The 21,163-nt window shown below is 71.4% G+C and carries 17 protein-coding genes; 5 read left to right on the top strand and 12 right to left on the bottom strand.

The genetic code is table 11. The annotated features are described in order from the left end of the window. Positions 1–213 precede the first annotated feature (213 nt). The 9 genes from ACZ6ZR_RS37725 to ACZ6ZR_RS37685 form a co-directional block, all read right to left on the bottom strand. Positions 214–1,737: a CoA-acylating methylmalonate-semialdehyde dehydrogenase gene (locus ACZ6ZR_RS37725; protein ID WP_465650410.1), complete on the bottom strand. Its 1,524-nt coding sequence runs from the start codon at positions 1,735–1,737 to the stop codon at positions 214–216. A 108-nt stretch (positions 1,738–1,845) separates the two neighbouring features. After that, positions 1,846–2,298: a hypothetical protein gene (locus ACZ6ZR_RS37720; protein ID WP_465650408.1), complete on the bottom strand. Its 453-nt coding sequence runs from the start codon at positions 2,296–2,298 to the stop codon at positions 1,846–1,848. A gap of 118 nt (positions 2,299–2,416) precedes the next feature. Then, complete coding sequence (locus tag ACZ6ZR_RS37715) at positions 2,417–3,184, bottom strand: CDP-alcohol phosphatidyltransferase family protein (protein ID WP_465650406.1); 768 nt, start codon at positions 3,182–3,184, stop codon at positions 2,417–2,419. Positions 3,185–3,314: 130 nt separating this feature from the next. Continuing rightward, on the bottom strand, positions 3,315–4,709 hold the full coding sequence (locus ACZ6ZR_RS37710) for an NAD(P)/FAD-dependent oxidoreductase (protein ID WP_465650404.1): 1,395 nt from the start codon (positions 4,707–4,709) through the stop codon (positions 3,315–3,317). A gap of 55 nt (positions 4,710–4,764) precedes the next feature. Continuing rightward, positions 4,765–5,568 carry an ABC transporter permease gene (locus ACZ6ZR_RS37705; RefSeq protein ID WP_465650402.1) on the bottom strand — a complete coding sequence of 268 codons (804 nt, stop codon included), beginning with the start codon at positions 5,566–5,568 and terminating at the stop codon, positions 4,765–4,767. Then, positions 5,568–6,491 carry an ABC transporter permease gene (locus ACZ6ZR_RS37700; protein ID WP_465650400.1) on the bottom strand — a complete coding sequence of 308 codons (924 nt, stop codon included), beginning with the start codon at positions 6,489–6,491 and terminating at the stop codon, positions 5,568–5,570. The genes ACZ6ZR_RS37705 and ACZ6ZR_RS37700 overlap by 1 nt, the downstream gene beginning before the upstream one ends. Next, positions 6,488–7,633: an ABC transporter ATP-binding protein gene (locus ACZ6ZR_RS37695; RefSeq protein ID WP_465650397.1), complete on the bottom strand. Its 1,146-nt coding sequence runs from the start codon at positions 7,631–7,633 to the stop codon at positions 6,488–6,490. Before ACZ6ZR_RS37695 ends, ACZ6ZR_RS37700 begins: the two co-directional genes overlap by 4 nt. Positions 7,634–7,678: 45 nt before the next feature. Next, positions 7,679–8,929 (bottom strand): polyamine ABC transporter substrate-binding protein, encoded by a 1,251-nt coding sequence (locus tag ACZ6ZR_RS37690; RefSeq protein WP_465650395.1) that lies wholly within the window; start codon positions 8,927–8,929, stop codon positions 7,679–7,681. A 42-nt stretch (positions 8,930–8,971) separates the two neighbouring features. Beyond that, entirely contained in the window at positions 8,972–10,486 is a 1,515-nt protein-coding gene (locus tag ACZ6ZR_RS37685) for a gamma-aminobutyraldehyde dehydrogenase (RefSeq protein ID WP_465650393.1), read from the bottom strand. A 324-nt stretch (positions 10,487–10,810) separates the two neighbouring features. Here ACZ6ZR_RS37685 and ACZ6ZR_RS37680 point away from each other — a divergent pair, with 324 nt between their 5' ends. Further along, positions 10,811–12,466 (top strand): PucR family transcriptional regulator, encoded by a 1,656-nt coding sequence (locus ACZ6ZR_RS37680; RefSeq protein ID WP_465650391.1) that lies wholly within the window; start codon positions 10,811–10,813, stop codon positions 12,464–12,466. Between the two features lie 145 nt (positions 12,467–12,611). Here the strand turns inward: ACZ6ZR_RS37680 and ACZ6ZR_RS37675 are convergent, their stop codons facing one another. The 3 genes from ACZ6ZR_RS37675 to ACZ6ZR_RS37665 form a co-directional block, all read right to left on the bottom strand. Further along, positions 12,612–13,763, bottom strand: coding sequence for a polyamine ABC transporter substrate-binding protein (locus ACZ6ZR_RS37675; RefSeq protein ID WP_465650390.1), 1,152 nt, complete (start codon positions 13,761–13,763; stop codon positions 12,612–12,614). Between the two features lie 64 nt (positions 13,764–13,827). After that, complete coding sequence (locus tag ACZ6ZR_RS37670) at positions 13,828–15,186, bottom strand: aminotransferase class III-fold pyridoxal phosphate-dependent enzyme (protein ID WP_465650388.1); 1,359 nt, start codon at positions 15,184–15,186, stop codon at positions 13,828–13,830. Positions 15,187–15,352: 166 nt separating this feature from the next. Further along, positions 15,353–16,798 carry a gamma-aminobutyraldehyde dehydrogenase gene (locus ACZ6ZR_RS37665; protein ID WP_465650386.1) on the bottom strand — a complete coding sequence of 482 codons (1,446 nt, stop codon included), beginning with the start codon at positions 16,796–16,798 and terminating at the stop codon, positions 15,353–15,355. A 270-nt stretch (positions 16,799–17,068) separates the two neighbouring features. Here ACZ6ZR_RS37665 and ACZ6ZR_RS37660 point away from each other — a divergent pair, with 270 nt between their 5' ends. The 4 genes from ACZ6ZR_RS37660 (at position 17,069) to ACZ6ZR_RS37645 (ending at position 21,019) form a co-directional block, all read left to right on the top strand. Beyond that, positions 17,069–17,542 (top strand): Lrp/AsnC family transcriptional regulator, encoded by a 474-nt coding sequence (locus ACZ6ZR_RS37660; protein ID WP_057232352.1) that lies wholly within the window; start codon positions 17,069–17,071, stop codon positions 17,540–17,542. Continuing rightward, a complete protein-coding gene (locus ACZ6ZR_RS37655) occupies positions 17,539–18,912 on the top strand; it encodes an aspartate aminotransferase family protein (protein ID WP_465650384.1) in 1,374 nt (457 codons plus the stop codon). Before ACZ6ZR_RS37660 ends, ACZ6ZR_RS37655 begins: the two co-directional genes overlap by 4 nt. A 209-nt stretch (positions 18,913–19,121) precedes the next feature. Then, positions 19,122–19,868, top strand: a complete 747-nt coding sequence (locus ACZ6ZR_RS37650) for an ABC transporter ATP-binding protein (protein ID WP_465650382.1) — start codon at positions 19,122–19,124, stop codon at positions 19,866–19,868. Positions 19,869–19,870: 2 nt separating this feature from the next. Next, complete coding sequence (locus tag ACZ6ZR_RS37645; protein WP_465650380.1) at positions 19,871–21,019, top strand: hypothetical protein; 1,149 nt, start codon at positions 19,871–19,873, stop codon at positions 21,017–21,019. The last annotated feature ends 144 nt before the right edge of the window (positions 21,020–21,163 follow it).

The raw sequence follows: 21,163 nt of genomic DNA, 5'->3' as shown, positions 1-21,163 counted from the left end.
GAACCAGCTCAGATCAGAAGAGGTGTTCCAAGGATTGGCCGCCCCGGGACCGTCCACACAGAACGCGTGTCCGGTGCTCCCTGCCGAGCGACTAGGGAACTGTACGCCCGCCGCGCACCGCATGCAACCGGGGCCGGAGAGCCCGGGAACGCCGAACGGCGGCCCGCCCCGAAGGGCGAGCCGCCGTCGTGTCACCTGGTCACCGCACTCCGGTCAGGAGTTGGTGGGGAAGCCCAGGTTGATGCCGCCGTGCGAGGGGTCGAGCCAGCGCGAGGTGACGGCCTTGCCGCGGGTGAAGAACTGGACGCCGTCGGGGCCGTAGGCGTGGGTGTCGCCGAAGAGGGAGGCCTTCCAGCCGCCGAAGGAGTAGTACGCGACCGGGACCGGGATCGGCACGTTGATGCCGACCATGCCGACCTCGACCTCGTGCTGGAAGCGACGGGCGGCGCCACCGTCGTTGGTGAAGATCGCGGTGCCGTTGCCGTACGGGTTGCTGTTGATGAGCTCCAGGCCCTCCTCGTAGGAGGCGACCCGGACCACCGAGAGCACCGGCCCGAAGATCTCGTCGTTGTAGACGGACATGCCGGGCTTGACGTGGTCGAACAGGGTGGGGCCGAGCCAGAAGCCGTCGGCCGTGGGGGTACCGGCGGTGTCCGTCTCGGAGATCGTGTGCTTGCGGCCGTCCACGGCGAGCTCGGCGCCGTCGGCGAGGCCGGACTCGACGTAGGAGGTGACCTTGTCGCGGTGCTGGCCGGTGACCAGCGGGCCCATCTCGCTGTCGCCGTTGCAGCCGGGGCCGACCTTGAGGGTGGCCATCCGCTGCTTGATCTTGTCGACCAGCTCGTCGCCGATCGGGTCGACCGCGACCAGGACCGAGACGGCCATGCAGCGCTCGCCGGCCGCGCCGAAGCCGGCGTTGATGGCGGCGTCGGCGCTCAGGTCGAGGTCGGCGTCGGGGAGGACCAGCATGTGGTTCTTGGCGCCGCCGAGGGCCTGGACGCGCTTGCCGTAGCGGGTGCCGGTCTCGTAGACGTAGCGGGCGATCGGGGTCGAGCCGACGAAGCTGACGGCCTTGACGTCCGGGTGCTCCAGCAGGCGGTCGACGGCCACCTTGTCGCCGTGCACGACGTTGAAGACGCCGTCCGGGAGGCCGGCCTCCTTCCACATCTGCGCGATGAAGTTGGCGGCGGACGGGTCCTTCTCGGACGGCTTGAGGATGACGGTGTTGCCGGCCGCGATGGCGATCGGGAAGAACCACATCGGCACCATGGCCGGGAAGTTGAACGGGGAGATGATGGCGACCGGGCCGAGCGCCTGGCGGATCGAGTAGACGTCGATGCCGGTGGAGGCCTGCTCGGTGAAGCCGCCCTTCACCAGCTGCGGGATGCCGCAGGCGTACTCGACGACCTCCTGGCCGCGGGCCAGCTCGCCGAGCGCGTCCGAGTGCACCTTGCCGTGCTCGGCGACGATGATCGAGGCGAGCTCGTCCTTGCGGGCGTTGAAGAGCTCGCGGAACGCGAACAGCACCTGGGTGCGCTTGGCGATCGAGGCGTGGCGCCACTCGCCGAAGGCGGCAGAGGCGGCCGCGACGGCCTGGTCCACCTCCTCGATCCCGGCGAAGTCGACCTGACCGGTGACCAGGCCGGTGGCCGGGTCGAAGATGTCGCCGCGCCGCGGGGCGGAGCCGGCGGTGGCGACGGGAGCGCCGTCGATCCAGTGAATGATGTGCTTGCTCAAGGTCCTGCCTCCGAAGTCCGATCACGGGCCTACCGCGCTCGTCCTCCAGTCTGCTGACCCGCCGGGCCCGGCTCAACGAACAGGCTGACGGGGAATGGAGATTCAGCCTTACAGGTCGTCATGCGCGAGAGGCTGACGCACCAGCGCGGCGGCCTCGTGCAGCGCGAGCTCCAGCAGCACCGGGTCGTTGAGCCGCCCCGAGCCGTCCGGCGGGGTCAGCCAGCGCAGCCCGCGCCCGCCGCCGGCCGGGTGCGGCAGGGCGACCCGGGCGCCGTACCCGGCGCCGCGCACGCCGGTGCCGATCCAGCGGGCGGCGGTGCCGGGCGGCACCAGGAAGCCGACCCGGGCGTCGCCGAAGTCGGCGAGGACCGGGCCGGCGCCCGGTGTCCCGGCGAGCACCCGGTGGGCGGCCCGGCCGAGCGGGCCGGGCACCAGCAGGACGTCCCAGAGCCGGCCGGCGGGCAGCAGCATGACGCCGCGCCCGCCGCGGTCCCACTCCGCCCGGCAGGCCGCCGGGTCGTCGGCGGCCGACACCAGCCAGTCCAGCGGGGTGGTCTCCATCGCGTGCTCCTCGAACTCCGGACATCCGTCAGGAGTGAGAGAGGGGCGCGAGCGCCGGGTCTTACACGCCTCCCCCGTACCAACACGACGGCCGGCAGACGGAGGAGGCGACGGACCGTCAGCGCAGCCGGGAGGAGGCCAGGATCGAGGCGAGGTGGGCGGGCACCATCACCCAGGTCACGGCGGCCAGCAGCGCGACCGCGGCCCGGGTGGGGGTGAGGTCGCCGGTCACCGTGTCGGCCACCGCGGCGGCGAGCAGCAGCAGCGAGGCCTCGATGCCGTTGGTGAGCCGGTGCAGCTTGAAGGCGGAGGCGAGCCGGCGCAGGGTGGCGACGCCCTGGGAGCGCGGCTGGGCGGCGGTGTCCTCGGCGACGGACAGGCCGCTGCGGGCCCGGGCCACGTCCACCAGGTCGGTGGAGGCCTTGAGCAGTACCACGCCGAGGGCGGTGGCGAAGCCGAGGGTCGACCAGGCCCCGAAGCCGTTCTCGCCGGCCCGGAAGCCGGCCCCGGCGAGCAGGGCGGCGTCGGCCAGGTAGGCGCCGAGCCGGTCAACGTAGACGCCGGCGGTGGAGAACTGGCGCTTCCAGCGGGCGACCTCGCCGTCCACGCAGTCGAAGAGCAGGAATCCCTGGAAGAGCACGGCGGCCAGCACCGCGCCGGCCAGGCCGGGGATCAGCAGGGCGGCGCCGGCGCCGACGCCGCAGACCACCATCAGCCAGGTGAGGGTGTTGGGCCTGACCCGGGTGCGGACCAGCTGCCGGGTGACGCGCAGCGAGATGCCGCGCATGTAGAGGCGGCCGGCCCAGTGTTCGCCGTTGCGGAGGGCGAGTTTGGCGGCGGGCTGGCAGACCTCGCGCAGGTCGGCCAGGGCGGGGGCGGGGGCCATGGTGGCTCCTTAGGAACGGACGCAGCGTCCAGGGGCGGGACGGCGCCAGGCTAGAGCAGGGCCGGAACGCGCCGGAGGGGCACCCCGCCGAAGCGGAACGCCCCTCCCCCACGGGCAACCGGACGGGCCGTCAGCTGTCGAAGCCCAGGCCCAGCTTGTCGAGCGTGCGCAGCCAGAGGTTGCGGTGCCCGCCCTGCCGGTCGGAGCGGTCCAGCGACCACTTGGTGATCTCGATCCCGGCCCAGCGCACCGGCTCGGGCGGGAACGGCAGCGGCTTGCTGCGCACCATCTCCAGCGCGGTCCGCTCGGTGGTCTCGCCCGCGAGCAGGTCGAGCATCACCTCGGCGCCGTACCGGGTGGCGCCGACGCCGAGCCCGGTGAAGCCCGCCGCGTACGCGACCCGGCCCTTGTAGGCGGTGTCGAAGAAGGCGGAGAAGCGGGTGCAGGTGTCGATCGCGCCGCCCCAGGCGTTGGTGAAGCGGATGCCGTCCAGCTGCGGGAAGGTCTGGAAGAACTGCCGCGACAGGGTGCGGAAGGTGTCCGGGCGCTGGTCGTGCTCGGACTGCACCTTGCTGCCGAAGTGGTAGATGGTGTCGTAGCCGCCCCACAGGATCCGGTTGTCCGCGGAGAGCCGGAAGTAGTGGAACTTGTTGGCGCTGTCGCTGAGCCCCTGGCGGCCGGTCCAGCCGATCGAGGCGAGCTGCTCGTCCGTCAGCGGCTCGGTCATCAGGGCGTAGTCGTACACCGGGACGATGTACGGGCGGACCCGCTTGACCAGGGACGGGAAGACGTTGGTGCCGAGCGCGACCTTGCGCGCGAAGACCCGCCCGTACGGGGTGCGGACGGCCATGCCGCTGCCGTACTCGGCGAGCGAGAGGCCCTTGGTGCGTTCGAAGATCCGCACGCCCTGGGAGAGGCAGGCGTCCCGCAGGCCCCAGGCCAGCTTGGCCGGATGGAGCATGGCCACGCCGTCCTTGTCCCAGAGGCCGCCCAGGAAGGTGGGCGAGTCGACCTGCTCGCGCAGGGCGTCGGCGTCCAGGAAGGTGAGGTCGGTGCCGTACTCGGCGACCGCCTCGGCCACCTCGCGCAGTTCGGCGAGCTGGTGCGGCTGGGTGGCGATGTCGATCTCGCCGGTCCGCTCCCACTCGCAGTCGATGGAGTAGCGCTTGAGGGTGTCCTCGATGGCCTGGAGGTTGGCCATGCCCTGGCGCTCCAGCTCGGCCAGCTCGCCGGGCCAGCGCTGGAGGCCGTTGCCGAATCCGTGGGTGAGGCTGGCGGCGCAGAACCCGCCGTTGCGCCCGGATGCCGCCCAGCCGATCTCGTGACCCTCGATCAGCACCACATCGAGCGAGGGGTCCCGCTCCTTGGCGATCAGCGCGGTCCAGAGTCCGGAGTAGCCGCCGCCCACCACCAGCAAGTCGCACCGGGTGTCGCCGACCAGGGCCGGCAGGGCCTCCGGCCGTCCCGGATCCTCGAGCCAGAACGGGGTGGGACGGGCATCACTGAGCGCACGGGCGGAGTCCATGCCTATCAGCTACTTTCTGCGAATTGATGGTGTTTCAGGCGGTTCGTACAGATTGTCAGGCGCGGGCCTTCCGGCGGTTTCCGACCCACTGGCCGGCCACCGTCAGGACCACGGCGGCGATGAACATCGCGGTGCCGATCACGTTGACCTGCACCGGGATGCCGCGCTGCGAGGCGCCCCAGACGAACATCGGGAAGGTGACCGTGGTCGGTCCCGAGTTGAACTGGGTGATGATGAAGTCGTCGAAGGAGAGCGCGAAGCTGAGCAGCGCGCCGGCCGCGATGCCGGGGGCGGCCAGCGGCAGGGTGATCTTCAGGAAGGTCTGCAGCGGAGTGGCGTAGAGGTCCTGGGCGGCCTGCTCCAGGCGCGGGTCCATGCTCATCACGCGGGCCTTGACCGCGGTCACCACAAAGCTGAGGCAGAACATGATGTGCGCGATCAGGATCGTGGTGAAGCCGAACGGGATCCGCATGTTGAGGAACAGGGTGCCGAGCGAGGCGGCCATCACCACCTCGGGCATCGCCATCGGCAGGAAGATCAGGCCGGTCGCGGTGCCCTTGCCGCGGAAGCGGTAGCGGGCCAGCGCGAAGGCGACCATGGTGCCGAGCACGGTGGCGCCGACGGTGGCCAGCACCGCGATCTGCAGCGAGAGCGAGAGCGAGCCGCACATGTCCGCCACGCCGCAGGGGTCGGTCCAGGCGTCGGTGGAGAACTGGTTCCACTCGTAGTTGAACTTGCCCGCGGGCTTGTTGAACGAGAAGGCCAGCACGACCAGGTTGGGCAGGATCAGGTAGGCCAGGGCGGCGAGCCCGGCCAGCGTGACCAGGTTGCGGCGCAGCCACTTCACGGGACGGTTCATCAGACCAGTTCCTCCGTCCCGGCCTTGCGCATGTAGACCGTCACCAGGCCCAGGATCAGGGCCATCAGGATGAAGCTCAGCGCGGCGGCCGTGGGGTAGTCCAGCACGTTCAGGAACTGCTTCTGGATCGCGTTGCCGATCATCTGCTCGCTCGGCGAGCCGAGCAGCTGGGCGTTGATGTAGTCACCGGAGGCGGGGATGAAGGTGAGCATGGTGCCCGCCACCACGCCCGGCAGCGAGATCGGGAAGGTCACCTTGCGGAAGGTGGTGAACGGCTTCGCGTACAGGTCGCCGGCCGCCTCGTGCAGCCGCGGGTCGATCCGCTCCAGCGAGGTGTAGAGCGGCAGGATCATGAACGGCAGGAAGTTGTACGTCAGACCGCAGATCACCGCGAGCGGGGTGGCCAGCAGGCGCTGACCCGTGGTCAGGCCGACGGCGTCGGTGATGCTCAGCAGGTGCAGCGAGTTGAGCACCGAGACCACCGGGCCGCCGTCCGAGAGGATGGTCTTCCAGGCCAGGGTGCGGATCAGGAAGCTGGTGAAGAACGGCGCGATCACCAGGATCAGGATGACGTTGCGCCAGCGCTTCGAGGCCTTGAAGGCGATGGTGTACGCCAGCGGGTAACCGACCGCCAGGCAGAGCAGGGTGGCCGCCCCGGCGTAGCCGAACGAGCGGAGGTAGTGCCACTTGTACTCACTGAGCGCGTCCCAGTAGGTCGAGAAGTGCCAGGTCAGCTTGAAGCCCTGCTCCAGCGAGCCGGTCTGCAGCGAGGTCGAGGCCTGGTAGACCATCGGCACCACGAAGAAGACCACCAGCCAGGCCAGGCCGGGCAGCAGCAGCCAGTAGGCCGTCAGCTTCCGCTTGGCGGGCCGCTCCTGAAGGGGTATCACCTGCGGCGGGGCCGCCTCGGTCGTGCTGGTCACGCCGCCGCCTCCCCGGTGCCCGCGTCGATCGCCTGCAGGGCGTCGAGGCCGAAGGAGTGCGCCGGGTTCCAGTGCAGGACGACCTCGGCGCCGGGGGTGATCCGGGCGTCGCGGTCCATGTTCTGCTCGAAGACGGCGATCTCCTGGCCGCTGCCGGTGCGCACCACGTACTGGGTGGAGACGCCGATGAAGGCGGAGTCCAGCACGGTGCCGGTGAGCCGGTTGCGGCCCTCGGCGACCTCGGTGCCGGCCGTCTCGATGGTGATCTTCTCGGGGCGCACGCCGAGGTGGACCCGGCCGGCCGTGGTGGCGCAGCGGGACTCGGGCAGGGCGAGCCGGGTGCCGTCGGCGTCCAGCAGCACCTCGCCGCCGGAGCGGCCGGTGACCTGAGCGGGGATCAGGTTGGACTGGCCGAGGAAGTTGGCCACGAAGGTGGTGGCCGGGTTCTCGTAGAGGTCGGCGGGGGCGCCGAGCTGCTCGACCCGGCCGCCGTTCATCACCGCGATGGTGTCGGCCATGGTCATGGCCTCCTCCTGGTCGTGGGTGACGTGCACGAAGGTGATGCCGACCTCGGTCTGGATCCGCTTGAGCTCCAGCTGCATCTGGCGGCGCAGCTTGAGGTCGAGGGCGCCGAGCGGTTCGTCGAGCAGCAGCACCTGCGGGTGGTTGATCAGTGCGCGGGCGACGGCGACGCGCTGCTGCTGGCCGCCGGAGAGCTGGTGCGGCTTGCGCCGGGCCATCGGGCCGAGCTCGACCAGCTCCAGCATGGACTCGACCTGCTTCTTGACGTCCTTCTTGCCGCGCCGGCGCAGGCCGAAGGCGACGTTCTCGAAGATGTCCAGGTGCGGGAAGAGCGCGTAGCTCTGGAAGACCGTGTTCACCGGCCGCTTGTACGGCGGCAGCGCGGTGACGTCCTGACCCCCGATCAGGACGGTGCCGCTGGTGGGCTCCTCCAGCCCGGCGATCATCCGCAGGGTGGTGGTCTTGCCGCAGCCGGAGGCGCCGAGCAGGGCGAAGAAGGAGCCCTGAGGGACGGTCAGGTCCAGCGGATGGACGGCGGTGAAGGCGCCGTAGGTCTTGCCGATGCCGGTGAGGCGTACGTCGCCGCCGGCCGTCGCCGCCTCGCGCAGCTGCTCAGTCATGGGGGTCTCTCTGTCGGGTGTTCAGAAGGCCGAGTGGGGGTGGGGTCAGGCGCCGATCAACTTGGAGAACTTCTCCTCGAAGGCGGTCTCCTCGGCCTCGGTGAGGCTGCGGAAGGTGTGCACCTTCGCCGCCATCTCGGGGGTGGGCACGACCAGGGGGTTCTCGGCCGCCTCGGGCGCGATCTTGGCGAGCTCGGCCTGCACGCCGGTGACCGGGGAGACGTAGCTGATGCCCGCCGTGAGCTGCGCCGCGACGGTCTGCTGATAGTAGAAGTTGATCAGCAGTTCGGCGTTCTTCTTGTGCGGGGCCCGGGCCGGGACCAGCAGGTTGTCGGTGGAGGCGAGGTAGCCGTCGGCCGGGATCACGAACTCGATGTCGGGGTTGTCGGCCTTCAGCTGGATCAGGTCGCCGCCCCAGGCGATGCAGGCCGCGATGTCCCCGGAGGAGAGCTCCTGGCCGTAGTCGTTGCCGGTGAACTTGCGGATCTGCTTGGAGTCCACGGCCTTCTGGACCCGGGCGACGGCGGCGTCGAAGTCGTCGGCGGTGAACTTCTCCGGGCTCTTGCCGAGGGAGAGCAGCACCATCCCGATGGTGTCGCGCATCTCGGAGAGGAAGGTCACCCGGCCCTTGAGCTCGGGGTCGTCGAGCAGCTGGGCGACGGAGGTGACCTCCTTCCCCTTGGTGGCCTTCTTGTTGTAGGCGATCACCGTCTGGATGCTGGTCCAGGGGTAGGTGTACTGGCGGCCCGGGTCCCAGTCGGGGGCGCGGAAGCGGGCCTCCAGGTTGGTCAGCGCGTTGGTCAGGTTGGCCGGGTTGAGCTTCTGCGCCCAGCCGAGCCGGATCAGCCGGCCGGCCATCCAGTCGGTGAGCACCACCAGGTCCCGGCCGGTGTCCTGACCGGCCGCCAGCTGCGGCTTGACCTTGCCGAAGAACTCGACGTTGTCGTTGATGTCCTCGGTGTACTTCACCTTGACGCCGGTGGCGGCGGTGAAGGCGTCCAGGGTCGGCCGCTTCGCCTCGTCCTTGGGGTCGACGTCGACGTACAGCGGCCAGTTGGAGAAGTTCAGCACCTTGTCGGTGTCCGAGGCGTCCGGGGCGGCGGACTCCTTCCCCTCGGTGGAGCCGGTCTTGGCCGGGGGGATCCCGCAGGCCGCCAGGCTGCCCGCCCCGGCCAGCAGGGCGGTGGCCTGCAGCAGCCGACGGCGCGTCAGCGCGGCCCGGCCGCTGTGCAGGCTCCGCTCCCAGGCCTTGCGGACCGGCTCGGACAGGCCGTCGGTGATCTCGTTGAACTCCATGCTGGGGACACCCTCCGGGGGAAGAGGCGGAGCAGACGGGGGTTATCTGTCTCCGAAGACCGTGCGGTGCCAGTCCTTCCTGGCGACCGCGGTGGTGTCGAACATGACGTGCTTGACCTGCGTGTACTCGTCCAGCGAGTACTGGGACATGTCCTTGCCGTAGCCGGAGGCCTTGTAGCCGCCGTGCGGCATCTCGCTGATGATCGGGATGTGGTCGTTGACCCAGACGCACCCGGCCTTGATCTCCCGGGTGGCGCGCAGCGAGCGGTGGACGTTGGTGGTCCAGGCGGAGGCGGCCAGGCCGTACGGGGTGTCGTTGGCCAGCCGCAGCCCCTCCTCGTCCGAGTCGAAGGGGAGCACCACCAGGACGGGGCCGAAGATCTCGCCCTGCACCACCTCGCTGTCCTGCGCGGCGCCGGTGATCAGGGTCGGCAGGTGGTAGGCGCCGAGGCTCAGGTCGGTGCCGTCGTGGCCGAGCACCCGGGCCGGGCCGCCGGTGACCACGGTGGCGTACGAGCGGGCGCGCTCGACGAAGCCGGCCACCCGGTCCCGGTGGGCGTAGGAGACCAACGGGCCGAGGTCGGTGGCCGGGTTCAGCGGGTCGCCGATCCGGACCTGGCCGTACAGCTCGGCCACCCCGGCGACGAAGGCGTCGTAGAGCGGGCGCTGCACGTAGGCGCGGGTGGCGGCGGTGCAGTCCTGGCCGGAGTTGATCAGCGAGGCGGCCACCGCTCCGTGCACGGCGGCGTCCAGGTCGGCGTCGTCGAAGACCACGAACGGGGCCTTGCCGCCGAGCTCCAGGTGGGTGCGCTTGACGCCCGCGACGGCCAGCTCGGCCACCCGCTTGCCGACCGGGGTGGAGCCGGTGAAGGAGACCATCGCGACGTCCGGGTGCGAGACCAGGTGCTCGCCCGCTGTGCGGCCGGCGCCGGTCACCACGTTGACCACGCCGTCCGGGATGCCCGCCTCGGTGCAGGCCCGGGCGAACATCAGCGAGGTCAGCGGGGTCAGCTCGGCCGGCTTGAGCACGATGGTGTTGCCCGCCGCGATGGCCGGGAGGATCTTCCAGGCCGCCATCTGCAGCGGGTAGTTCCACGGCGAGATGGAGCCGACCACGCCGATCGCCTCGCGGCGCACGTAGGAGGTGTGGTCACCGGAGTACTCGCCGGCCGCCTTGCCCTCCAGGTTGCGGGCCGCGCCGGCGAAGAAGGAGGTGTTGTCGACCGTGCCGGGGACGTCGAACTCGGTGGAGAGCTTGATCGGCTTGCCGGTCTGCGAGGTCTCCACCCGGGCGAAGTCCTCCGCGTGCTCCGCCAGCACCGCGGCCAGCTTCAGCAGCGCCTCGGAACGGGCGCCGGGGGTGGCGGCCGACCACTCCGGGAACGCGGCCCGGGCTGCGGCGACGGCGGTGTCCACGTCCTCCGTCGAGGCCAGGGTGACGGTCTGTACGGTCTTCCCGGTGGCCGGGTTGACGACCTGGAAGGGCTCGCTGCCGGTCCCCTCGGTGAGCCGGCCGGCGATGTACTGCGCGCCCGCGCCGAAGTCGGTCAGATCCATCAGTGTCCTCCAGGTGCCCGGTGAGTCGGCCAAGGTTCAGCGGGGTCCGGTGATCCTGACACCCGCCCGTTGCCCCTACAAGGGAATCCGCCGTTGCGTTCTGGTTACGCGACGGATTCCAAGGGCAACACCGCATTCATGCCACGACCCGGGTGATGGGTCGGTGCTGCCGACCCGCTGACCTTGCCTGCTCACCCGGAAGGGTGACAAGCCTCACTCCGACAGCCTCCACCGCGGAGGCCTTACAGGGTGGAAAGGCGACAGGTCGTCCGGCCGATGCATGATTCACCTGACACCCTGACGCCCCCACCGGAAGGTACCGCCGTGCTCCCCACCGTCGCCCACGTGCTCGACCTCGACGTGATGCGGCGCGGCCTGCCGCAGGTCGTGGCCGGAGCCGAGCACCTGGAACGCCCCGTCCGCTGGGTGCACGTCAGCGAGCTCCCCGACGTGGCCGGCATGCTCCAGGGCGGCGAGCTCGTCCTCACCACCGGCATCGCCCTGCCCGAGGACCGCGACGGACTGGCCCGCTACGTCCGCGAGCTCACCGAGATCGGCGCAGCCGGCCTGGTCGTCGAGTTCGGCCGCCGCTACTTCGACACCCTCCCCCGCGCCCTGGTGCACGCCGCCGAACAGCGCGGCCTCCCGCTCATCGCGCTCCGCCGCGAACTGCGCTTCGTCGCCGTCACCGAAGCCGTCCACGCCCTGGTGGTCAACGCCCAGCTGGAACAGCTGCGCACCTCCGAGGCCGTCCACCAGGTCTTCAACGAGCTGGCCACCGAGGGCGCCGAGCCCGGTGAGGTGGTCCGCCAGGTGGCCCGGATGGCCGGTGCGCCCGTGGTGCTGGAGAACCTCGCCCACCAGGTGCTGGCCCACGACACCGCCGGCCGCCCCGAGAGTGAACTGCTGGAGGGCTGGGAGCGCCGCTCCCGCGGCGTCCACCCCGCCGGCCGCACCGGCCACGACCCGCGCAGCGGCTGGCTGGTCACCACCGTCGGCGCCCGCGGCCAGGACTGGGGCCGCCTCGTCCTGGTCGCCGACCCCGGCCCGCTGCCCGCCGACACCGCCCACCCGCACGCCATGCTGCTGGAACGCGGCGCCGCCACCCTGGCCCTGAACCGCCTGGTGGTCCGCGACCGCGAGTCCCTGGAACGGCAGACCCACCGCACCCTGCTCTCCGGCATCCTCACCCACGCCCTGACGGTCAGTGAGGTCGCCCTGCGGGCGGCCGCGTTGGGCGTCCCGCTGGACGGGCGGCGGCTGGTCGGCGTCGTCCTGCGGCAGCGGCGCGGCCCCATCCCGGCGGCGCTGGAGGCCCAGGCCCGGCTGCGGGACTTCACCGAACTCGCCGCCACCGCCGTCCGCACCAGCCGGCTCTCCGCCCTGGTCGGCGCCCTGGACGACGAGGGCGTCGGCCTGCTGATCGCACTCGGCTCCGGGCAGGACGAACACACCGCGCTGGAGTCCTTCGCGGCGGCGCTGCGGAAGCTGGTGGCCGAGGGCGCCCGTGACGCCGCGTCACCCGCCCCCGAGCCGGTGATAGCCGTCGGCTCCTCGGTCGGCTCGGTCCGCGACGCGCGGCGCACCCTGCTCGAAGCCACCCAGGTCGCGGACGCCGCCCTGCACGACGCCCCCGGCGGGCGGGCGGCCTCGTACTACCGGCTGCCGGACGTCCGGCTGCGGGGTCTGCTCCACCTGCTCCGCGACGACGCCCGGCTGCAGACGTACGTCGAGCGGGAGCTCGGGCCGCTGCTCGCCTACGACGCCGAGCACGGCGGGCAGCTGGTCCAACTGCTGCGGATCTACCTGGAGCAGGGCCGCAACAAGTCCGCCGCCGCCGACGCCGCCCACCTCTCCCGGCCGTCCTTCTACGACCGCCTCCACAAGGTCGAACGCATCCTCGCCGTCGACCTCGACCAGGTCGAGTCCTGCCTGTCGCTGCACGTCGCACTTCTCGCGCTCGACGCCGTCAGGCGCTGAGAGTGGCCACACCGGGGGCGCGGGGAACTGCGCGAGTGCGGAAGGCGGCCCACCTACACCTGACCCACCGTCAGCCAGTTGCACGTGTGCCGTTCCCCTGCGCGCAGTTCCCCGCGCCCCCGGGTCGCTGCCCTGCCGACCGCGGTCACACGCCGGCGACGTTGCCCCAGATCTTGTGGAAGTCGGGGCGCTCGTCGGCGGTGACGTCCCGCATCGTCCGCAGCCGCGCCCGCATCTCGTCCGTCGGGAACATCAGCGCCTCCTCCGCCAGCGCCGCCGTCTCCGGGTCCTCGCTCTTCGCCAGGATCTCCCGCGCGGCCGGTACCGGACAGATGTACTGCACCGCCGCCGCCAGCTCCGCCGCCACCTCGGGCTGGTAGTAGTAGTCGATCAGCAGCTCGGCGTTGGTCTTGTGGGCGGCCCGGTTGGGCACCAGCAGGCTCTCGGCCCACAGTTCGCCGCCCTCCTCGGGCACCACGAACTCGATGTCCGGGTTGTCCGCCTTGAGCTGGACCGCGTCGCCGGAGTACGCCTGGCAGGCGACCGCCGCACCGGACGCCAGGTCGCTCGTGTAGTCGTTGCCGGTGAACCGCCGGACGTGCTTGGTGTCCACCATCTTCTGGACCAGCGCCATCGCCTTGTGCGCGTCGTCCGCCGTGAACTTCGCGATGTCCGCGCCCTGGGCCAGCATCAGCATGCCGATCGCCTCGTCCATCCCGGCGAACAGCGTGACCCGGCCCTTCAGATCAGGTGCCCACAGGTCGGCCGTCGACTTCAGCTCGCGCCCCAGCGCCTTGCGGTTGTAGGCGATCCCGGTGATCCCCGACTGCCACGGCACGCTGTGCCGGCGCCCCGGGTCCCAGGCCGGGGAGGCCAGCTGCGGGTCGAGGTACTTCGCCACGTTCGGCAGGTTGGCGGCCTCGTACTGCTGGACCCAGCCGAGCGAGACGTACCGTCCGGCCATCCAGTCGCTGACCACCATCAGGTCGCGGCCCGGGTCCCCGCCCTGGGCCAGCACCGGGCTGATCTTGCCGAAGAACTCGTCGTTGTCGTTGATGTCCTCGGTGTAGGTGACCTCGATCCCGGCGTCCTTGGTGAAGGCGTCCAGGGTGGGGCGCCCGCCCTTGTCGTCGGTGTCGATGTACTGCGTCCAGTTGGAGAACTGGAGCGCCTTGTCCTGCTCGGACCTGTCCGGCCCCGCGCGCCGCTCCTCCGGGACGTACGCGGCGGGGATGCCGCAGGCGGAGAGGCTCAGCAGGCCGGCGGTGCCCAGCAGGGCGCGGCGGGTGAAGGTCATCAGCGGGTCTCCGAGCAAGAGGGCGGCCCCGGGCGAGCAGCCCGGGGCCGTGCCGAACGGTACGTCAGACGGTGTGCGCGTCAGTGAGGTTGAGCACCTCGTCCAGGATGGCGAGGCCGGCCCTGGCCTCCTCCTCGCTGACGTTGCACGGCGGCACCACGTGGAAGCGGTTCATGTTCACGAACGGCCAGAGGCCGCGCTTCTTGCAGGCGGCGGCCAGCTCGGCCATCGGGGCGTTGGCGGGCCCGGCGGCGTTGTACGGCACCAGCGGCTCGCGGGTCTGACGGTCCTTCACCAGGTCCAGCGCCCAGAAGACGCCGAGGCCGCGCACCTCGCCGATCGAGGGGTGACGCTCCGCCAGCTCGCGCAGGCCGGGGCCGATCACCGTCTCGCCGATGTGCTTGGCGTGCTCCACGATGCCCTCCTCGGCCATCGTGTTGATGGTCGCGACGGCGGAGGCGCAGGCCAGCGGGTGGCCGGAGTAGGTGAGGCCGCCGGGGAAGACCCGCTCGGCGAAGGTGGCGGCGATCTCGGCCGAGATCGCCACGCCGCCGAGCGGCAGGTAGCCGGAGTTGACGCCCTTGGCGAAGGTCAGCAGGTCCGGGGTGACGTTCCAGTGGTCGGCGGCGAACCAGGCGCCGGTGCGGCCGAAGCCGGCCATCACCTCGTCCAGGATGAAGACGATGCCGTACCGGTCGCAGATCTCCCGCACGCCCGCCAGGTAGCCGGCCGGCGGGATCAGGATGCCCGCGGTGCCGACCACGGTCTCCAGGATGATCGCGGCGACGGTGCCGGGACCCTCGAAGGCGAGGGTCTGCTCCAGGTGGGCGAGCGCGCGCTCGCACTCCTGCGCCTCGTTCTCGGCGTGGAAGTTGGAGCGGTAGGCGTACGGGCCCCAGAAGTGCACGATGCCGGAGACGCCGGTCTCGTTGGCCCAGCGACGGGGGTCGCCGGTCAGCGCGATCGCGTTGGCGGTGGCGCCGTGGTACGAGCGGTAGGTGGCGAGCACCTTGTGGCGGCCGGTGTGCAGCCGGGCCATCCGGATGGCGTTCTCGTTGGCCTCGGCGCCGCCGTTGGTGAAGAAGATCTTGTCCAGGTCACCAGGGGTGCGCTCGGCGATCAGCCGGGCCGCCTCGGAGCGGGACTCCTCGGCGAAGCCGGGGGCGATCGTGCAGAGCTGAGCGGCCTTCTGCTGGATCGCGGCGACCACCTTGGGGTGCTGGTGGCCGATGTTGGTGTTCACCAGCTGGGAGGAGAAGTCCAGGTAGCGGTTGCCCTCGTAGTCCCAGAAGTACGAGCCCTCGGCACCGGCCACCGCGAGGGGGTCGATCAGGGCCTGGGCGGACCACGAGTGGAAGACGTGCGCGCGGTCGGCAGCCTTGACGGCCTGCCCGGCAGCCGGATCAGCAGTGGGGATGCTCATGCCGGTAAGCCTAGGGAAACCCGGGCCTGACGTGCAGTTGCATCCTGTCAGGCGGACGCCGCGTCGTCCGACACCCTGACAAACGCGAGGGGCGCGGAGCCACTGGCTCCGCGCCCCTCGCGCGCCATCAGATGGCGGTCATGCTGCGCCCGATGGTGACGACCCGCTAGATCGCGGTCATCACGTGCTTCACCCGGGTGTAGTCCTCGAAGCCGTACGAGGAGAGGTCCTTGCCGTAGCCGGACTTCTTGAAGCCACCGTGCGGCATCTCCGCGACCAGCGGGATGTGGGTGTTGATCCAGACGCAGCCGAAGTCCAGACGGCGGGACATCCGCATGGCGCGGGCGTGGTCCTTGGTCCAGACCGAGGAGGCCAGCGCGTAGTCGACGCCGTTGGCGTAGCCGACGGCCTGGTCCTCGTCGGAGAACTTCTGCACGGTGATGACCGGGCCGAAGACCTCGTTCTGGATGATCTCGTCGTCCTGGTTCAGGCCGGAGACCACGGTCGGGGCGTAGAAGTAGCCGACCTCGCCGACCCGGTGGCCACCGGCCTCGACCTTGGCGTGGGCGGGCAGGCGCTCGATGAAGCCGGCCACCTGCTTGAGCTGGTTGGCGTTGTTCAGCGGGCCGTAGAGCACGTCCTCGTCGTCCACGCCGCCGGTCTTGGTCTCCGAGGCGGCCTTGGCCAGCGCCGCGACGAACTCGTCGTGGATCGACTCGTGCACCAGCACGCGGGTGGCAGCGGTGCAGTCCTGGCCGGCGTTGAAGTAGCCCGCGACCGAGATGCCCTCGACGGCCTCGGCGATGTCGGCGTCCTCGAAGACCACGACCGGGGCCTTGCCGCCCAGCTCCAGGTGGACCCGCTTGACGTCCTTGGCGGCCGACTCGGCCACCTGGATGCCGGCGCGGACCGAACCGGTGATGGAGGCCATCGCCGGGGTGGAGTGCTCGACCATCAGACGGCCGGACTCGCGGTCGCCACAGATCACGTTGAAGACACCGGCCGGCAGCTCCAGGTCCTTGAGCACGCCGCCGATGATCTCGGCCAGCAGCACGGTGGAGGCCGGGGTGGTGTCGGAGGGCTTGAGGACCACGGTGTTGCCCGCCGCGATGGCCGGGGCGAACTTCCACACCGCCATCATCATCGGGTAGTTCCACGGCGCGACCTGGGCGCAGACGCCGACCGGCTCGCGGCGGACGATCGAGGTCATGCCCTCCATGTACTCACCGGCGGCCTTGCCCTCCAGCAGGCGGGCGGCGCCGGCGAAGAAGCGGAGCTGGTCCACCATCGGGCCGATCTCCTCGGAGAGGGTCAGCGCCCGCGGCTTGCCGGTGTTGCGGACCTCGGCGTCCACGATCTCGTCGGCGCGCGCCTCGACCGCGTCGGCGATCTTCAGCAGCAGCTTCTGCCGGGTGGACGGGGTGGCGTCGCGCCAGGCCGGGAAGGCCGCGGCGGCGGCGTCCATCGCCGCGTCCACGTCCGCCGCGCCCGACAGCGGGGACGTCGCGTAGACCTCGCCCGTGGTCGGGTCGATCACGTCCAGCGTGCGGCCGTCGGCCGCATCGACGAACTCACCGTTGACGTAGTTGCGCAGCGTCTGAAGCTCGCTCACGGAAGTCTCTCCTCGGTCGGGGCCTGCCACGTTGCAGGGACACCGGCGCCAGGGTACCTCCGGGCGCCGGACGACCGGCTGGGAAGCGCCGGTCCACGGTTGGGTGCGTACCCGCCTTCGCGTGTACCTGACCAGAGTAGCCGCTTCGCTTACGTTCTCGACAGCCCACCGACATCAGGGCCACGCAATCCGCACTCCAAATCGGAAACAGCGACGAAATCAGCAGCACGGGCAGTTGCGCCTGATGAAACGATCAGGCACAGTGGCGACGTGGCCAACCGCGACCGGAACGCCAGCGTTCCCCTCGACGCCGCCTCCAAGGCGATCATCGAGCAGCTCCAGGAGGACGGGCGCCGCCCGTACGCCGCCATCGGCAAGGCCGTCGGCCTGTCCGAGGCGGCCGTGCGTCAGCGGGTCCAGAAGCTGCTCGACCAGGGCGTGATGCAGATCGTCGCCGTGACCGATCCCCTCACCGTCGGCTTCACCCGGCAGGCGATGGTCGGGATCAACGTCGAAGGTGACATCGAGCCCGTCGCCGACGCGCTGGCCGCCCTCGACGAGGTCGACTACGTCGTCTGCACCGCAGGCTCGTTCGACCTGCTGGCCGAGCTGGTCTGCGAGGACGACGAGCACCTGCTCGAACTGATCAACAAGCGCATCCGTGCCCTTCCCGGCGTGCGGAGCACCGAGAGCTTCGTTTACCTGAAGCTCCGGAAACAGACCTACACCTGGGGCACCAGATGACGGACCTTTCCAAGACCGCCTACGACCACCTGTGGATGCACTTCACCCGCATGTCGTCGTACGAGCACAACCCCGTTCCCACCATCGTGCGTGGTGAGGGCGTCTACGTCTGGGACGACAAGGGCAAGAAGTACCTCGACGGCCTCGCCGGCCTGTTCGTGGTCCAGGCCGGTCACGGCCGCGAGGAGCTGGCCGAGGCCGCCGCCAAGCAGGCCAAGGAGCTCGCCTTCTTCCCGGTGTGGAGCTACGCCCACCCGAAGGCCGTCGAGCTGGCCGAGCGCCTTGCCAACTACGCTCCGGGCGACCTGAACAAGGTCTTCTTCTCCACCGGTGGCGGCGAGGCCGTCGAGACCGCCTGGAAGCTGGCCAAGCAGTACTTCAAGCTCACCGGCAAGCCGACCAAGCACAAGGTCATCTCGCGCGCGGTCGCCTACCACGGCACCCCGCAGGGCGCCCTGTCGATCACCGGCCTGCCGGGCCTGAAGGCCCCGTTCGAGCCGCTGGTGCCGGGCACCCACAAGGCGCCGAACACCAACATCTACCGCGCCCCCTCCTTCCTGGAGCGCGACGGCAAGGTCGACCCCGAGGCCTACGGCCGCTGGGCCGCCGACGAGATCGAGGTGGCGATCCTCAACGAGGGCGCCGACACCGTCGCCGCCGTCTTCGTCGAGCCGGTGCAGAACGCCGGCGGCTGCTTCCCGCCGCCGCCCGGGTACTTCCAGCGCCTGCGCGAGATCTGCGACCGCCACGACGTGCTGCTGGTCTCGGACGAGGTCATCTGTGCCTTCGGCCGCCTCGGCACCATGTTCGGCGCCGACAAGTTCGGCTACCAGCCCGACATGATCACCTGCGCCAAGGGCATGACCTCGGGCTACAGCCCGATCGGCGCCACGATCATCTCGGACCGCCTCGCCGAGCCGTTCTACAAGGGTGACAACACCTTCCTGCACGGCTACACCTTCGGTGGCCACCCGGTCTCCTCCGCGGTGGCGCTGGCCAACCTCGACATCTTCGAGCGCGAGGGCCTGAACCAGCACGTGCTCGACAACGAGTCGAAGTTCCTCGGCACCCTGGACAAGCTCCGCGACCTCCCGATCGTCGGCGACGTCCGCGGCAACGGGTACTTCTACGGCATCGAGCTGGTGAAGGACAAGGTCACCAAGGAGTCGTTCAACGACGACGAGATCGAGCGCGTGCTGTACGGCTTCCTCTCCAAGGAGCTGTACAACAACGGCCTCTACTGCCGCGCCGACGACCGTGGCGACCCGGTCATCCAGCTGGCGCCGCCGCTGATCTCCGACCAGTCGACCTTCGACGAGATCGAGCAGATCCTGCGGCAGACGCTGACCGACGCGTGGGCGAAGATCTGACGGCCTGACAGGCCCTCCACCCCACCCTCCGCCCGAGGCGGCCTCCTTCCGGGGGCCGCCTTCGGCGTTTTCCGGTGATCAACACGCCGGATTCGTCACTCTTCAGCCCGGAATGCACCCTGAACGGCTCAGTGCGCCGCAACCCCGACCCGCCCCGGTCGTTCTAATCTGACGACTGTCATATCCGCGTTCGGCACAGGATGGACCTCATGTCAGCGGCCCCGCCCGACAACGACGTGCTCTGGGCCCGGGGGATCGTCAAGTCCCACCACGGCACCCCCGCCCTCCGTGGCGTCTCGATCGGCGTCCGGGAGGGCGAGGTCCTCGCCGTCACCGGCCCCCGCGGCTCCGGCAAGAGCACCCTGCTCGGCTGCCTCTCCGGCCTGCTCCCGGTGGACGAGGGCGAGGTCTGGTTCAACAGCTCCCCCGTGCACACCCTCGGCCGGGCCGGCCGCGAGCGGCTGCGCCGCGAACGCTTCGGCTTCGTCGGCTCCGAACCGCACCTGGTGCCGGAGCTCACCGCCCGGGAGAACGTCGCCCTCCCCCTGCTGCTCTCCGGCGTCGGCCACAAAGCCGCCCACACCGCCGCCGCCGAGTGGCTGGAGCGGCTCGACGTGGCCGAGCACGCCAAGCAGCGCCCGGCCGAGCTGGTGCAGAGCCAGCGCCAGCGGATCGCGGTGGCCCGCGCCCTCGCCCCGCTGCCCCCGGTGGTCTTCGCCGACGACCCCACCGCCCCGCTGCACCGCGAGGCCCAGGACCAGGTACTCCGGATACTGGCCAGCGCCGCCCGCTCCCACCAGCTCACCCTGGTCCTCGCCACCCACGACCCGGAGCTCGCCCGGTACGCCGACCGCACCGTCGCGCTCGCCGACGGCCGGCTCACCGGCCCCGCCGTGCCGGTCGGCCGCAGCCAGGCCGGCCCGGGCCCGGCGGCCGCCGTCGCGGTGGGGCGCTGAGCATGCTCTACCTCCGCCTGGCCCGTGGCTACCGGGCCGCCGACCTGTTCCGCTGGCTGCTCACCGCGACCGCCGGCGCCGTGGCCGCGGCCCTGCTGCTGCGCGCCCTCGGCCGCGCCCTCGGCACCCCCGGCACCGACGCGCTCCCCCGGCTGCTCTGGTGCCTGCCGCCGCTGGCCGCCGTCGGCTGGTTCGCCGCCGCGGCCGCCCGCGCGGTGCCCGCCGCCCGTCCCGAACGGATCAACGGCCTCACCGCCGCCGGAGCCGGCCCGGTCCGGATCCGGCTGCTGATCGCCGGGGAGACCGCCCTCGCCTGCACCCTGGGCAGCCTGCTCGCGCTGCTCGCCTTCCTGGTGCTGCGCAACGACATCGCCGGGCCCTCGCTCGCCGCCGACCTGGGCATGGGCACACCGCTCCCGGCCGCCGCCCCGGTCACCCTGCTGGCCCTCGTCCCGCTCGCCACGGGCCTGTGCGCCGCCCTCGCCGTCCCGGCCGCCGACCCGCTGCCCACCGGCGTCGAGGCCGGCGCCCGCACCGGCTTCCCCAACGCCCTGACCGCCACCGGCCTCGGCCTCCTGGTGGCCGGTGCCGCCCTGGAGCTGTACGGCCTGCGGCCCGGCGCCGCCGCCGACGGCCGCCCGGTCGACCTGCCCGGCGGCCTGGGCGACACCAGCACCGCCGCGCTCACCGGCTGGGCCATGGCCGCCGTGGGACTGGCCCTGCTCACCGGACCGCTGCTCGCCCTGGCGGGCCGGGTGCTCGCGCTCGGCCGCCCGTCCCCGCTGCGCCTGCTGGCCGGCCGCGGCCTCACCGCCGAGGCCCGCCGGCTCGCCGCCCCGCTCGCGGTGTTCGGCCTCACCTCGGCCGCCGTGCTCACCGCCTTCCGCCACTGGGGCGACCGCCCCGGCACCGGGGAGGCCCTGACCGGCCTGGCCGCGGTCCTGGTGATCGCCTGCGCGGCCGCCGCCGTGGCCGCCCGGGCCAACGAGGTCCGCCACTCCCGACGGCCCGTCAGCTCCGCCCTGCTCCGCCTCGGCGCCGCCCCCGGGCTGCTGTTCGGCGCCGCCGCGCTGCGGGTGCTCACTGCGGGGACGGTGCTGCTGCTGACCGGCGGTCTGACCGCCGCCCTGGCGGCCGGCGCGCTCTCCTGACCCCATGACACACGGAAGGGCCCGGCGGACACTGCGTCCACCGGGCCCTTCGCCGTTGCTGCCTGAGCGGTCGTCAGCCGGCCGCCGCCAGCTGGCCGCAGGCGCCGTCGATCTCCTGGCCGCGGGTGTCCCGGACCGTGGTCG

It is taken from the genome of Kitasatospora sp. NPDC088742, assembly GCF_055584905.1.
This window is presented reverse-complemented; position numbering and strand designations above follow the sequence as displayed.